This is a genomic window from Mycolicibacterium sichuanense (genome assembly GCF_033741125.1).
Classification (GTDB): domain Bacteria; phylum Actinomycetota; class Actinomycetes; order Mycobacteriales; family Mycobacteriaceae; genus Mycobacterium.
Window position 1 is genome coordinate 33,422 of record NZ_JAWQPU010000012.1, and the last position, 12,779, is coordinate 46,200.

Here is a 12,779-nt window from a genome sequence, read left to right on the forward strand (position 1 = left end):
GGCGGTTCAGCCGTGGCCGCGTTCCTCTTCCTGGCCCACGTAGTCCCCGGCCAGTGTGACCACGTGCGCCGGTAGCTCACCGGTCGCCACGTCGGCCAGGCTGGTCTCCTCCAGCACCGAGCGCATGCTGGCCCGCAGGGCGCGCCAGACGTCGGTCAGCGCGGCCGTCGGGCCGGAGTACGGCAGATCGCCGAGGCCGATGTCGCGGACGCTGGCCAGCGGGCCGTCGATGCAGCGCAGCACGTCGGCGATGCTGATCTCGGCCGCCGGCCGGGCCAGCGTGTAACCCCCGTCGCGGCCGCGGTGGCTGCGCACCAGCCGGTCGGTGCGCAGGTCGGAGAGGATGTCGACCAGGAACTGCGGCGGGATGCCCTGCGCCTTTGCGAGGTCGTCGGTCTTGACCAGCGTGCCCTCGGCGGCCGTAGCCAACTGCACCATGGCCCGGACGGCGTACTCCGCCTTGGCCGACATCCGCATGATGCGCATCATGCCATCGACCCGTCGCCGAGCCCGGCACCCGTCGATTCGGCCGGTCGAGTCACCTCCGCCGCCCCGATGGTCCACCATCGACACATGACTACCCGCGTCGCCTGCTGCCAGATCCCGGTGCGGATCGGTGACACCACCGGCAACCTGACCACCGCGAGGGAGGCGATCGAGGACGCCGCCCGCGACGGCGCGCAGATCATCGTGCTGCCCGAGCTCGCCTCCTCGGGGTACGTGTTCGCCGATCGCACCGAGCTGGAGTCGCTCGCCGAGACCCGTGACGGACCGGCGATCACCGAGTGGGCGAACCTCGCCGAGGCGTTCGGCCTGACCATCGTGGCCGGGTTCCCCGAGGTCGAGGGTGACAAGGTCTACAACAGCGCCGCGGTGCTCGATCCGTCCGGGTTGCGCGGCGTCTACCGCAAGGCGCATCTGTGGGACACCGAGAACCTGGTGTTCGACCGCGCCGACGACCTCCCGCTGCTGGTCGACACCCCACACGGTCGGATCGGCGTGATGATCTGCTACGACGTCGAGTTCCCCGAGTGGGTGCGGGCGGTGGCGCTGGCGGGCGCCGATCTGCTGTGCGTGCCGGTGAACTGGCCAATGCTGCCGCGCCCGGAGGGGGAACGACCGACCGAGCAGGTGCGGGTCCTGGCCGGCGCAGGCATGAACCGGATGCCGATCGCGGTGTGCGATCGCACCGGAGTCGAGCGCGGCCAGGACTGGGTCGGGGGCAGCCTGATCACCGATGCCGACGGCTACCCGCTGGCGATCGCGGAGTACTCCGCGGCGACTCGCATCACCGCCGACGTCGACCTCGAGCAGTCCCGCATCAAGCGCTTCAACGCCAACAACGACGTCCACGGCGACCGGCGCACCGACCTGTACCGCCGAACGCCGCTCCTGGACTAGGCCGTCCCGGACAGCGCGCGCACCGACGGCGGCACCGGGGTGCCGGGCAACAGATCCGGAGCGGGCTCGGGCGCGCCGTAGGTCACCGACATCGGCACCACCCCGGCCCACGCGCCCGCGGCGACGTCCTCGTCGGGATCCTCGGGCCAGCCCGCGCTGACCTTGAGTGACCAATTGTCCTCGCCGACCGGAAGCTTGAGGGCCAGCGTCGCCGCGAGTTCCCGACGGTTGCTGGGCCGCAGCTCCGCGACCCGGCCGGGAATGAAGGCGTCCGTGAGGGTCTCCAGCAGCGCGTTCTTGTCGTCGTCCGGAATCGTCTGGAACACACCGAAGACCGCGGCACTGCGGTAGCGGAACGACGACTCGAAGGCGCTGCGCGCCACCATCACCCCGTCCAGCGCCGTCACCGACACCGCCGCCGCGGCGCCGGCCGCCAACGCCCGCAGCCACGGGGACCCCGTCGAACCATGGATCACCAGATCGTCGCCGATGCGCGCGAATCCGGTGGGGAAGATCACCGGGTGCCCGTCCCGAATCAGGGCCACGGTGGCCAGCGGGGTGCTGTCCAGCAGCGCGTTCAGGGCGGTGCGCGAGGTGTCCTGCTTCTCGCTGAGTCGACTGATCCGGGTGGAGGGTTGGGTCATGCGCTCATTCTGAGTTGCCGATGCTTGCGCCGCCACACACCGGCGCGCCTGCGCTGCGGTTGCGGACACCCGCTGCGACGATTGCCCGGTGACCGACGACGAGCCGACTACCTACGAGAACGAGCCGCCCAAGAGCGAGAGCGAAATGTTCTACGAGAGCCTGACGCAAGCGCAGGACTACTACGGCGCGCCCGACCGGATCTTGCAGCAGCTGGCCGATTCCGCGGACACCGGCGGGCCGGGACGCCGGATCCCGATCACGCTGTTCCTGCACGGCGCGGTGGTCACCGGTCACGTCACCAGCAGTCAGGAGTTCTACCGGGCGATGGCGTCGGCCTTCCGTGAGCACGCAAACGCCGCAGCCGGCGGTGTGTTGCCACCGGCCGCCGAAGACTATGCCAGGGACACCTTCGAGCGAGTCGCCAAGGACATCGACGAGGAGATCGACGCCGATAGCCGTGCGTACGAGGAGCTCGGAAGTACCACGGCGCGTTGGATTTTGACGCGGCACCTGTTCCTCGCCGACGCCTCCTACACCGTGCCGGGACAGCCTCCGATTCCCCGCGACTTCGTCTGCGTCAAGCTCGAGCAGATCGCCGGGTGGACCTTCGGGGCCTCTTGATCACGACCGCGGCGCGTTGACCGGAAGTCGGCCTCAGTCGGGAATCGCGGTCGCGTCGGGTGCGACGACGGCGAACAGGTCGGCCATGCCCGCCAGACTGGCCGCGTGCAGGGCGGCCGCGGGGACCGACGCACCGTCCACCCCGGGCAGGGAGCGGGTCGCCGTGGCCGCGGCGACCACCGACGGCGCGTAACCGAGGTTGAACGCGCCGCGCGCGGTCGAGTTGACGCACATGTGGGTCATGAAGCCGGCGAGCACCAGGTTCTGCGCACCGACCGCCTTGAGCCGATCGTCGAGCTCGGTCTGCACGAAGGAGTTCGGATACTGCTTGACCACCACCGTCTCGCCATCACGCGGAGCCACCCGGTCGACGATGGCGCCACTCTCCCCCTCGACGTCGTAGAGCGAACCCGGGCCGTCGGAGTGCTGGACGTGGATGATCGGGATTCCCGCCGTGCGGGCCCGATCGAGCAACGTCGCCGCCTCGTCGATGGCCGCCTGCACGCCCTCGAGTTCCATCACCCCGCGGGTGTAGGTGTTCTGCAGGTCGATCATGACGAGCGTGGACTGAGTCAGGGGTGCGGGCACCAGGGGCAGTTCGGCGAGCGCGCGCAGCGTGGGATTGCTCATCCCCCGAGGCTAGTGCCGGGTGGTCACCGCCAGCACGGCATCGGCCAACTCCGCTCGACACACGATGAGGTCGGGCACGTAGACGTCGGCCTGGTTGTAGCGCAGGGGTGAGCCGTCGATGCGCGAGGTGTGCAGGCCCGCCGCCCGTGCCACCGCGACCGGAGCCGCCGAGTCCCACTCGTACTGACCGCCGGCATGGACGTAGACGTCGGACACGCCCTGCACCACCGACGCGACCTTCGCTCCCGCCGAACCCATCTCGACCAGCACGCCGTCGAGCGCGTCGCGGACCGCCAGCGCGACGGCCGGCGGGCGGGTGCGCGAGACCACGATGCGCGGGGTGGGTGGCGCCGGCGGTGGAGCCGCCACGTCCGGTGTGGCCAGCGTGACGCCCTGGGCGGGCAGCGCCACGGCGCCCGCAACGAGTTCACCGGACTGCCACAGTGCGACGTGCACCGCCCAGTCGTCCCGCCCCAGCTCACCGAACTCCCTGGTGCCATCGAGGGGGTCGACGATCCACACCCGCTCGGCGCCGAGCCGTTTCGAGTTGGCCCGCTCCTCGGCGGTGGCTTCCTCGGACAGCACGGCGTCGTCGGGGCGTTCGCGCGCGAGCGCCGCCATCAGGAAGACGTGGGCACGCTGGTCTCCGGCGTCCTTGCGCTCGGCATCGGTGGCGTCGGCCAGCTCGCGGCGCACGCCGAGCAGCAGTTCACCGGCTTCGGTGGCCAGGCGCGCCGCCAACTCGTGGTCGGTGCCGGCGCTCACTTCTTCGCATCGATCATGTCGATCACCGATCGTGCCAGGTCTTCGACCGGCAGGTCGGGGGTGAGCCGCAAATCGGGGTTCTTCGGCCGCTGATACGGGCTGTCGATACCGGTGAAGTGGGTGATCTCCCCGCGTCTGGCCTTGGCGTAGAGCCCCTTCGGATCACGGCGTTCGCAATCCTGCAGCGGGGTGTCACAGAACACCTCGTAGAAGTCGTACCCCTGGTCGACGTGCACCTTGCGGGCTAGCGCGCGGTGCTCCTCGAGCGGACTGATGGCGGGCACCAACACGATCTGCCCGGAGTCGGCGAGCAGGGTCGCGATGTGCGCCAGCCTGCGCAAGTTCTCGGCACGGTCGGCCATCGAGAAACCGAGGTCGGCGTTGAGTCCGTGCCGCAGGTTGTCACCGTCCAGAACGTATGCCGGACGGCCACTTTCGAGTAGCTTCTGCTCGACGAGCATCGCCACCGACGACTTGCCCGAGCCCGAGAGCCCGGTGAACCAGATGGTGCTCCCCCGCGACAGCCGATCCTGCGCCGTCACCAGATTCTGGTGTTTGACGGCGTTGGGGCTGGCCGCTCGCGTAGCCGCCGGGGTGGTGTCGCGAACCATGCCCGCGGCGACGGTGCCGTTGGTGTCGGGATCGATCAGGATGAACGAGCCCGTCGCCGCGTTGCGCGAGTACTCGTCGAGCAGCAGTGGCACCTGCGTGCGCAGCGTGACGCGACCAAGTTCGTTGAGCTTCAACGCCGTTGCGCTCTTGTCGCGGTGCAGCGTGTTGACGTCGAGACGGTAGTCCAGCGCGCTCACCTTGACTCGCGTGGTCCTGGTGGTCTGCTTGATGACGTACTCGCGGCCAGGCTCGAGCGCGGCATCGTCGGACATCCAACACACCGTGGCGTCGAAGTCCTGGGTGGCATGGGGCTGGTTGTTCGCACGGGCGATCATGTCGCCGCGCGAGATGTCGATCTCGTCGGCCAGGCTGATCGACACCGCCATCGGCGGGAACGCCTCGGTGACGGGACCGCTGGGTCCCTCGATGGCGGTGATGCGGCTGGTCTTGCCCGACGGGAGCACGACGACATCGTCACCCGGGCGCATGACGCCGCTGGCGACGGTGCCGGCATAGCTGCGGTGGTCGGCGTGCTCGTGGGTCTGCGGCCGGATCACGTACTGCACCGGGAAACGCACGTCGACGAGGTTGCGATCCCCCGCGATGTAGACCTCCTCGAGGTGGCTCAGCAGCGCCGGACCGTCGTACCACGGCGTCTCGTCGGACTTGGTGACGACGTTGTCGCCGTTGAGGGCCGACAGTGGAATGGTCGTCACGTCGTGGACGTCGAGCCGGGCGGCGAACTCGTGGAAGTCGTCGCGGATCTTCTCGAACCGCTCCTGGTCCCAGTCGACGAGGTCCATCTTGTTGACGGCGAGCACGATGTGCTGAATACCGAGCAGCGAGGCCAGGAACGCGTGCCGGCGCGACTGCTCCAACAACCCGTGGCGCGCGTCGACCAGGACGATCGCGAGCTGGGCGGTCGAGGTTCCGGTGACCATGTTGCGGGTGTACTGGGTGTGGCCCGGGGTGTCGGCGATGATGAATTTCCGCTTGGCCGTGGCGAAGTAGCGGTAGGCCACGTCGATCGTGATGCCCTGCTCGCGCTCGGCGCGCAGGCCGTCGGTCACCAGGGCCAGATCGGTGTAGTCGTTCCCGCGTTCCTTCGAGGTGCGCTCGACGGCCGCGAGCTGATCCTCCATGACGGCCTTGGAGTCGTACAGCAGCCGGCCGATGAGGGTGGACTTGCCGTCGTCGACCGAACCGGCGGTGGCGATGCGAAGCAACGTGGCCATCAGCTGTGCTCCTTCTTCTTCGCACGAGCACTCATCAGAAGTAGCCCTCTCGCTTGCGATCTTCCATCCCCGCCTCGGAGATGCGGTCGTCGGCGCGGGTGGCGCCGCGTTCGGTCAGGCGTGACACCGCGGTCTCGGCGATTACCTCGGACACGGTGCCCGCCAACGACTCCACGCAGCCCGTACACGTCACGTCGCCGACGGTGCGGAACCGGACGGTCTTCTCGACGACCTCTTCGTCCTTACGGGGCTGCAGGTACTTGTGGACGGCGAGGTACATGCCGTCGCGCAGGAATACCTGACGCTGGTGGGCGTAGTAGATCGACGGCAGCTTGATCTTCTCGGCACCGATGTAGGACCAGATGTCGAACTCGGTCCAGTTCGACAGCGGGAACACCCTGATGTGTTCGCCCTTGCGGTGCCTGCCGTTGTAGACGTTCCACAGCTCGGGCCGCTGAGACTTGGGGTCCCACTGGCCGAACTCGTCGCGGAAGCTGAACACCCGCTCCTTGGCGCGGGCCTTCTCCTCGTCGCGGCGGGCGCCACCGAAGGCGGCGTCGAACTTGTTCTCCCGGATGGCCCGCAGCAGCGTGAAGGTCTGCATCGGGTTGCGCGACGGAATGGTCTCGACCACGCGACCGGCGTCGATGTCGTCCTGCACCTTGGCGACGACCAGGCGCACACCGGACTCGGCGACCAGTTCGTCGCGCGCCTGCAGCACCTCCTCGAAGTTGTGTCCGGTGTCGACGTGCATCACCGGGAACGGCAGACGTCCGGGCCGAAAGGCCTTGAGCGCCAGGTGAAGCATGACGATCGAGTCCTTGCCGCCGGAGAACAGCAGCACGGGCTTCTCGAATTCGGCCGCGACCTCGCGGATGATGTGGATGGCCTCGGCCTCCAGGGAGCGCAGATGGCTCAGCTCGTACTTGCCCGTCGGCTGATCGAGGGCCGCCGGCGCCGTCATGACTTCCTCTTTAAGTTGGTAGAGTTAGCCAGAATTGCAATCATGGTCAGGAATGTACCGTCCAGCGCGTCGGCGTGTCAACGATCGGTTCGACCGGGCGCGGAAGGGACGGGCAGCGCGTGAAGGCTTAGAGCGAGACCTCGGCCAGCTTGCCGGTCGCCACGTCGAACACGAAGCCGCGCAACGACTCGTGCTTGGTGACGAACGGGCTGGCCTCGATGCGGCGCAACGACTGCCGCACGTCCTCGTCGACGTCGGCGAAGGCCTCGGCCGCCCACTCGGGTTTGAGCCCCGTCTCGTCCTGGATCTGCTGCTTGAAGCCGTCGTCGGTGAACGTCAGCATGCCGCAGTCGGTGTGGTGGATGAGGATGATCTCCCTGGTGCCCAGCAGCCGCTGACTGATCGCCAGCGAGCGGATCTCGTCGTCGGTGACCACCCCGCCCGCATTGCGGATGACGTGCGCCTCACCGTCTTTCAGACCGAGGATGCGGTATACGTCCAGCCGGGCGTCCATGCACGCCACGACGGCGACGTGCCTGCTGGGCGGCAGTGGTAGCGGCCCGGTGAAGCCGGCGGCGTAGGCCTCGTTGTTCTTCAGGTACTCGTCGGTCACGGACACTGGGACCTCCTACGGCTCGCGGGCACACGTCGACGGTCACGCTAGTCGACGCGTGTCCGCGCTCCGAGGTCGAGAATCGGCGTGATCGAAAGACCCGCTAGGCCTTGGCCTGAAGGTCGTACACGGTTGCCCCGCCGACGTCGATCTTCGGGAACGTCTTCTCCACCCACGCCGTGATGTCTCCCGCCGAACCCGTCTGGTGTCCGGGCGGGCCACCGCGGCCCGAGTCGGCGAGGAAGTAGCGCACCTGACCGTCGGCGACGTACTGCTGGAACTGCGCAAGCGTCGGGGACGGATCACCGCCGGTGAAGCCGCCGATCGCCATCAGCGACGCGCCCGTCTCGAGCTCCAGGTCGCTGACCGACATCGAGCCGATTCCGGCTGCGGCCCAACGGTTGTCGGCGCTCTTGAGCAGCGCCTCGAGCTCGGGGCCATCGGAGCGTCCCGGCATCCCCGGTCCGCCCTTGCCGGTCCCACCTGGTCTGCCGAATCCGAAGCCGCCCGCCTTCTGCGGCCCCGACATGGTGCCGGGCCCGTTGTGCGCGCTGGCGGCGTTGTAGACCGAATACGCGGTCGAACCGCCGAGACCGACGATCGCGGCCGCCACGACGACGGCCGCGGTGGCCTTGCCCAGGCGGTTGGCCCGCAGCGCCAGCAGCAGCGCGACGACGATCGACCCGATCAATACCACCCAGCGAATCGCGGGCCACCAGTCCGGATTGCGATCCAGCAGCACGAAGGACCACACCCCGGTGGCGGCGAGCATCACGGCCAGGATCGCCCGCGCCTGCCAGGACTGCCGGCGCTGCACCAGCGCCATCACACCGATGCCGACCAGCGCCGCGACGGCCGGCGCGAGTGCCACGTTGTAGTACGGGTGGACGGTGCCCTCCATGAAGCTGAACACCACTCCGGTGACGAGAAGCCAGCCGCCCCAGAGTATTAGCCCGGCCCTCACCCGGTCGGTGCGCGGTGCACGAAGGGTCAGCCACAGGACCGTGACCATGCCGATCAGCGCCGCGGGCAGTAGCCAGGACGCCTCGGCACCCATCGACATGCCGAAGAGCCGGCCGATGCCGGCCTGACCGCCGAAGAACAGGTTGGCCCCACCTGGCCCATGCCCGCCACCACCGGGGCCACCGCCCTCGTTGCCGGCGATCCGCTGGATGCCGTTGTAGCCAAACGCCAGCTGCAGCAGGCTGTTGTCGGTGGACCCGGCGATGTAGGGCCGCGAGTCGGCGGGCCACAGGCTGACCAGGGCGATGTACCAGCCGGCGGAGACGATCATCGTGGCGAGCCCGACCAGCAGCGCACCCAACCGCTTCCACATCCCGAACGGCGCCGCGACCAGGAAGGCCAGCGCCAGACCGGGCAGCGGCAGGAAGGCCTGCAGCATCTTGGTGAGGAAGGCGAATCCGACGACGCACCCCGTCAGCGCCATCCACCCCGTCATGGTCCGCACCGTGCTCGCCTGGATGGCCCGCACGGTGCCGTAGGCGGCGATCAGCAGCAGCAGCACCAGCAGCGCGTCGGGGTTGTTGAACCGGAACATCAGGGTCGCCACCGGTGTCACCGCCAGCACCAGGCCGGCGATGAGGCCCGCCGAGGGGCCGCTGGTGCGCTTCACCGTCAGATACAGCACCGCGACAGCGGCCACGCCCATCAGCGCCTCGGGCAGCAGCATGGTGAACGCGTTGAAACCGAACAGCCTGCCGGACAAACCCATCACCCACATCGCGGCGGGCGGCTTGTCGACGGTGATGGCGTTGCCGGCGTCCAGCGAGCCGAACAGCCACGCCTTCCAGTCCTGGGTGCCCGCCTGCGCGGCCGCGGCGTAATACTCGTTGGCCCAGCCCGAGGAGCCGAGGCCCCACAGGTACAGCACGGCCGTTCCGGCCAGCAGCGCCCAGAAGGCGGGCCGGGTCCAGCGCGGATCGGGCGGCGGGGTGGTCTCGTCGACGGCGGCGTCTTCTCGGACGTCCTCGGCGGTCAGTGACACGGTCGTCTTCCCTCTACTCGTGTGTATTCGTGTGGTTTCAGCGCCTGCGACGGGGGTGGAACACCCAGCCGCGCAGCAGGACGAAGCGAACGGCGGTGGCGATCAGGTTGGCCAGCACCAGGACGGAGATCTCGACCAACCGGTGCGGTTGGTCGACGAAGGCGTGCAACCCGGCCAGCGCGCCGCTGGTGATCGCCAGCGCGATGAAGAAGACGATGAGCCCCTCCACGTGGTGGCGGGCCGCCTTGGCGGCACCGGAGACGCCGAACGTGAAGCGGCGGTTGGCGGCGGTGTTGGCGATCGCGGTGAGCAGCAGGGCGACCAGGTTCGCGGCCTGCGCGCCGATCATCGGCTGCGCGAGCACGAACAGCAGCAGGTAGGCGATCGTGGACGCGACGCCGACGGCGCCGAACCGCACCACCTGGCGCAGCAGCGAATTGGGCGGCGCGGCGGCCGCGCGGGGGGACGGGGAGAGCTGGGCGGCGATCGCGGCGACCGGGATCGACCCGTCGGCGAACCCGCGAAGCAGCCGGCCGACGCCCTTGAGATCGGCCGTCGCCGTGGCGACGATGTCGACCCGGCTGTCGGGGTCGTCGACCCAGTCGACCGGCACCTCGTGGATACGCAGACCGCTGCGTTCGGCGAGTACCAGCAGCTCGGTGTCGAAGAACCAGCCGGTGTCGGCGACGTGCGGCAGCAACGAGGCGGCCACGTCGGCCCGGATGGCCTTGAACCCGCACTGCGCATCGGAGAACCGGGCGTGCAGCGTCGACTTCAGGATCAGGTTGTAGCAGCGGGAGATGATCTCGCGCTTGGGTCCGCGCACCACCCGCGAGCTGCGGCTGAGCCGGGTGCCGATCGACAGGTCGGAGTGCCCGGAGATCAGCGGCGCGACGAGCGGGCCCAGCGCGGCGAGGTCGGTGGACAGGTCGACGTCCATGTAGGCCAGGACCCTGGCGTCGGACTGCGACCACACGTGGTGCAGGGCGCGGCCGCGGCCCTTCTGTTCCAGCCGCACCGTGCGCACGTCGTCGAGTTCCTCGGCGAGCTCGGCCGCGACGCGCGGGGTGTCGTCGATGCTGGCGTTGTCGGCGATGGTGATGCGCACCGGGTAGGGGAAGTTCTCCCGGAGGTAGCGGTGCAGGCGGCGCACCGAGCCGGCCAGGGCGGCCTGCTCGTTGTAGACCGGGATGACCACGTCCAGCACGGGGACGCCGAGCTCCCGAGCCTGCCGGCCGGCGTTGGGTCGCGACCCGAAGGCCTGCACCGGAGCGATCACGAGTTCCTGGTCGACCGTGCCGACGTCGGCGAAGGTCGCGTCCTTGATGTCCGTCATGTCTCCATCGTCGATTCGCAGCGTGTGCCGGGCTCTTGAGGAAGCTATGCGTGAGCTATGAGTTCGCCAGAGGGGCCGCCAGGTCGTAGACGGTGACCCCGTCCACCTTCTTCGGCGCAAAGTGCGCCTCGACCCACGACGAGATGTCGGCGGCCTCCCGGCTGCCCCCGTTCGCGCGGCCGCCGGGCATGCCGAACATCTGTCGACCCTTGATGAAGTAGTGGATGTCGCCCGCGGCCACGTAAGCCTGGAACTGGGCCAGCGTCGGTGCCGGGTCGGTGCCGTTGAAGCCGCCGACGGCCATCACCGGCGCACCGCTCGACAGCTGATATCCCGCGGCGTTGGTCGAACCGACGACCGCGGCCGTCCACCGGTAGTGGTCGGCGTCGGTGGCCAGCAACGCCGCGAGCGTGGGCCCGGCAGCGGGGGCGTCGAGGAAGCCCCCACCGAATCCGCCTGGACCGCCGAACGACCCGCCGAGCTGCGGGCCGACGGACGGGATCGCCCCCGAGTGCGGGGTGCCGGCCGTGGCCAACGTGTAGGCCGTCGGTGCGGCCAGTCCCGCGAGCACGGCCAGCACCGCGACGCCCGTGACGACGGGCGCGGGCAGCTTCCCGATCACCAGCAGCAGCACCGCCGCACCGACGCCGACCACCGCGATGACGGCACCGAGCCAAGGCAGCCAGTCGGCCCGCCGGGCCAGCAGGACCGCGGCGAGGATGACCGTGACGAGCAGGGTGGTCGACATCGCGACCGCAGCCCGGACGTCGAACCGCTTGCGCCACAGCAGGATCGAACCGATGCCGACGCACGCGCCGATCGCGGGCGCCAGCGCCACCGTGTAGTACTGGTGCAGGATTCCGTTGGCGAAGCTGAACACCACGCCGGTGGTCAGCAGCCAACCGCCCCACATGATCAGCGCGGCACGGGTGGGATCGGTCCGCGGTGCGCGCCGCGTGATCAGCAGCCCGGCGGCCGCGCACACCACCGCCGCGGGGATCAGCCAGGCGACGTAGGCGCCCATCGACTCCCCAAACAACCTGCCCCAGCCGACGTCGAAGTTCATGTTGCCGAGGCCACCGGTCTCGTTGCCGGTCAGCCGTCCCAAACCGTTGTAGCCCAAGGCCAGTTCGATGATGCTGTCGTGCTGAGATCCACCGATGTACGGGCGCGAGGCGGCGGGCCACAGTTCGACCAGCAGCAGGTACCACCCGCCGCTGAGCACCATCGCCGCCACGGCGCCTGCGAGCCGGAGCAGGCGGGTGCGCAGTGGCACGGCGGCGGCGACGAGGAAGGCGATTCCGAACGCCGGCAGGACCAGGAAGGCCTGCAGCATCTTGGCGAGGAACGCGATGCCGACCGCGGCCCCCGCGCCGGCCAGCCACCAGCGGCCGGCGTCTTTCTCGCAGGCCCGCTGCACGCAGTAGGCGCCGGCGCACAGGGCCAGCACCAGGAGGGCATCGGGGTTGTTGAAGCGGAACATCAGGGCCGCGACCGGGGTCAGCGCGAACACCGCACCGGCCAGCAACGCCGCCGACGGCCCAGCGGCACGACGGACGGCGGCGTACAGCAGCGCGACGGCAGCGACTCCCTCCAGGGCCTGCGGCACCAGCACGCTCCACGGGTTGAGCCCGAAGAGCCGGACCGAGACGTCCATCACCCACAGCGCGGCGGGCGTCTTGTCGACCGTGATCGCGTTGGCCGCGTCGCTGGAGCCGAACAGCATGGCCGTCCAATCCTGCGCGCCGGCCTGGACCGCCGCCGAGTAGAACCCGTTCGCCCAGCCGCTGACCCCCAGGTTCCACAAATAGAGCACGGCGGTGCCGAGGAGTAGGACGCCCAGCGACACACGGTCGCGCAACGCGACCGGATGACCGACCTGGTCGACGGAATCGAGGGCGTCCTCGTGGGCAGGCTCCGGGCGCGTGAGTACGGCAGTCACTCCATCGAGT

12 protein-coding genes are annotated in these 12,779 nt (G+C 69.4%); 2 read left to right on the forward strand and 10 right to left on the reverse strand.

The window, feature by feature from the left end; translation table 11 throughout:
• Positions 1-6: 6 nt before the first annotated feature.
• Positions 7-477, reverse strand: coding sequence for an Rrf2 family transcriptional regulator (locus tag SBI80_RS25675; protein WP_318977801.1), 471 nt, complete (start codon positions 475-477; stop codon positions 7-9).
• A 96-nt stretch (positions 478-573) separates the two neighbouring features.
• Here SBI80_RS25675 and SBI80_RS25680 point away from each other — a divergent pair, with 96 nt between their 5' ends.
• The gene (locus SBI80_RS25680) at positions 574-1,401 is read left to right on the forward strand and encodes a nitrilase-related carbon-nitrogen hydrolase (protein ID WP_318977707.1); all 828 of its coding nucleotides are present in this window, start codon (positions 574-576) and stop codon (positions 1,399-1,401) included.
• On the opposite strand, the gene SBI80_RS25685 is transcribed toward SBI80_RS25680, so the two are convergent.
• Positions 1,398-2,045, reverse strand: coding sequence for a pyridoxamine 5'-phosphate oxidase family protein (locus tag SBI80_RS25685; protein WP_318977709.1), 648 nt, complete (start codon positions 2,043-2,045; stop codon positions 1,398-1,400). The two genes, SBI80_RS25680 and SBI80_RS25685, sit on opposite strands and share 4 nt — an antisense overlap.
• 88 nt (positions 2,046-2,133) lie before the next feature.
• Here SBI80_RS25685 and SBI80_RS25690 point away from each other — a divergent pair, with 88 nt between their 5' ends.
• Positions 2,134-2,667, forward strand: coding sequence for a GvpU-like protein (locus tag SBI80_RS25690; protein ID WP_318977711.1), 534 nt, complete (start codon positions 2,134-2,136; stop codon positions 2,665-2,667).
• A gap of 33 nt (positions 2,668-2,700) precedes the next feature.
• Here the strand turns inward: SBI80_RS25690 and SBI80_RS25695 are convergent, their stop codons facing one another.
• The 8 genes from SBI80_RS25695 to SBI80_RS25730 all read right to left on the reverse strand — a co-directional run bounded on the left by SBI80_RS25695 (position 2,701) and on the right by SBI80_RS25730 (position 12,769).
• Complete coding sequence (locus SBI80_RS25695; RefSeq protein WP_318977712.1) at positions 2,701-3,297, reverse strand: cysteine hydrolase family protein; 597 nt, start codon at positions 3,295-3,297, stop codon at positions 2,701-2,703.
• 9 nt (positions 3,298-3,306) lie between these two features.
• A complete protein-coding gene (locus tag SBI80_RS25700) occupies positions 3,307-4,062 on the reverse strand; it encodes a 3'(2'),5'-bisphosphate nucleotidase CysQ (RefSeq protein ID WP_318977714.1) in 756 nt (251 codons plus the stop codon).
• Positions 4,059-5,909, reverse strand: a complete 1,851-nt coding sequence (gene cysN / locus SBI80_RS25705; RefSeq protein ID WP_318977716.1) for a sulfate adenylyltransferase subunit CysN — start codon at positions 5,907-5,909, stop codon at positions 4,059-4,061. The genes SBI80_RS25700 and cysN overlap by 4 nt, the downstream gene beginning before the upstream one ends.
• A gap of 34 nt (positions 5,910-5,943) precedes the next feature.
• Complete coding sequence (gene cysD / locus SBI80_RS25710) at positions 5,944-6,873, reverse strand: sulfate adenylyltransferase subunit CysD (protein ID WP_318977719.1); 930 nt, start codon at positions 6,871-6,873, stop codon at positions 5,944-5,946.
• A gap of 127 nt (positions 6,874-7,000) precedes the next feature.
• Positions 7,001-7,492, reverse strand: a complete 492-nt coding sequence (locus SBI80_RS25715; RefSeq protein WP_318977721.1) for a beta-class carbonic anhydrase — start codon at positions 7,490-7,492, stop codon at positions 7,001-7,003.
• Positions 7,493-7,589: 97 nt separating this feature from the next.
• Positions 7,590-9,485 carry an ArnT family glycosyltransferase gene (locus SBI80_RS25720; protein ID WP_318977802.1) on the reverse strand — a complete coding sequence of 632 codons (1,896 nt, stop codon included), beginning with the start codon at positions 9,483-9,485 and terminating at the stop codon, positions 7,590-7,592.
• Positions 9,486-9,528: 43 nt separating this feature from the next.
• Entirely contained in the window at positions 9,529-10,827 is a 1,299-nt protein-coding gene (locus SBI80_RS25725) for a bifunctional glycosyltransferase family 2/GtrA family protein (protein WP_318977722.1), read from the reverse strand.
• Between the two features lie 55 nt (positions 10,828-10,882).
• A complete protein-coding gene (locus SBI80_RS25730) occupies positions 10,883-12,769 on the reverse strand; it encodes a glycosyltransferase family 39 protein (protein WP_413232814.1) in 1,887 nt (628 codons plus the stop codon).
• Positions 12,770-12,779 lie beyond the last annotated feature (10 nt).

Bases quoted from the DNA above. Each gene is read 5' to 3' on its own strand.
- SBI80_RS25725 (WP_318977722.1), bottom strand. From the start codon at position 10,827: ATGACGGACATCAAGGACGCGACCTTCGCCGACGTCGGCACGGTCGAC.
- SBI80_RS25685 (WP_318977709.1), bottom strand. From the start codon at position 2,045: ATGACCCAACCCTCCACCCGGATCAGTCGACTCAGCGAGAAGCAGGAC.
- SBI80_RS25680 (WP_318977707.1), top strand. From the start codon at position 574: ATGACTACCCGCGTCGCCTGCTGCCAGATCCCGGTGCGGATCGGTGAC.
- cysN (WP_318977716.1), bottom strand. From the start codon at position 5,909: ATGGCCACGTTGCTTCGCATCGCCACCGCCGGTTCGGTCGACGACGGC.
- SBI80_RS25695 (WP_318977712.1), bottom strand. From the start codon at position 3,297: ATGAGCAATCCCACGCTGCGCGCGCTCGCCGAACTGCCCCTGGTGCCC.
- cysD (WP_318977719.1), bottom strand. From the start codon at position 6,873: ATGACGGCGCCGGCGGCCCTCGATCAGCCGACGGGCAAGTACGAGCTG.
- SBI80_RS25675 (WP_318977801.1), bottom strand. From the start codon at position 477: ATGCGGATGTCGGCCAAGGCGGAGTACGCCGTCCGGGCCATGGTGCAG.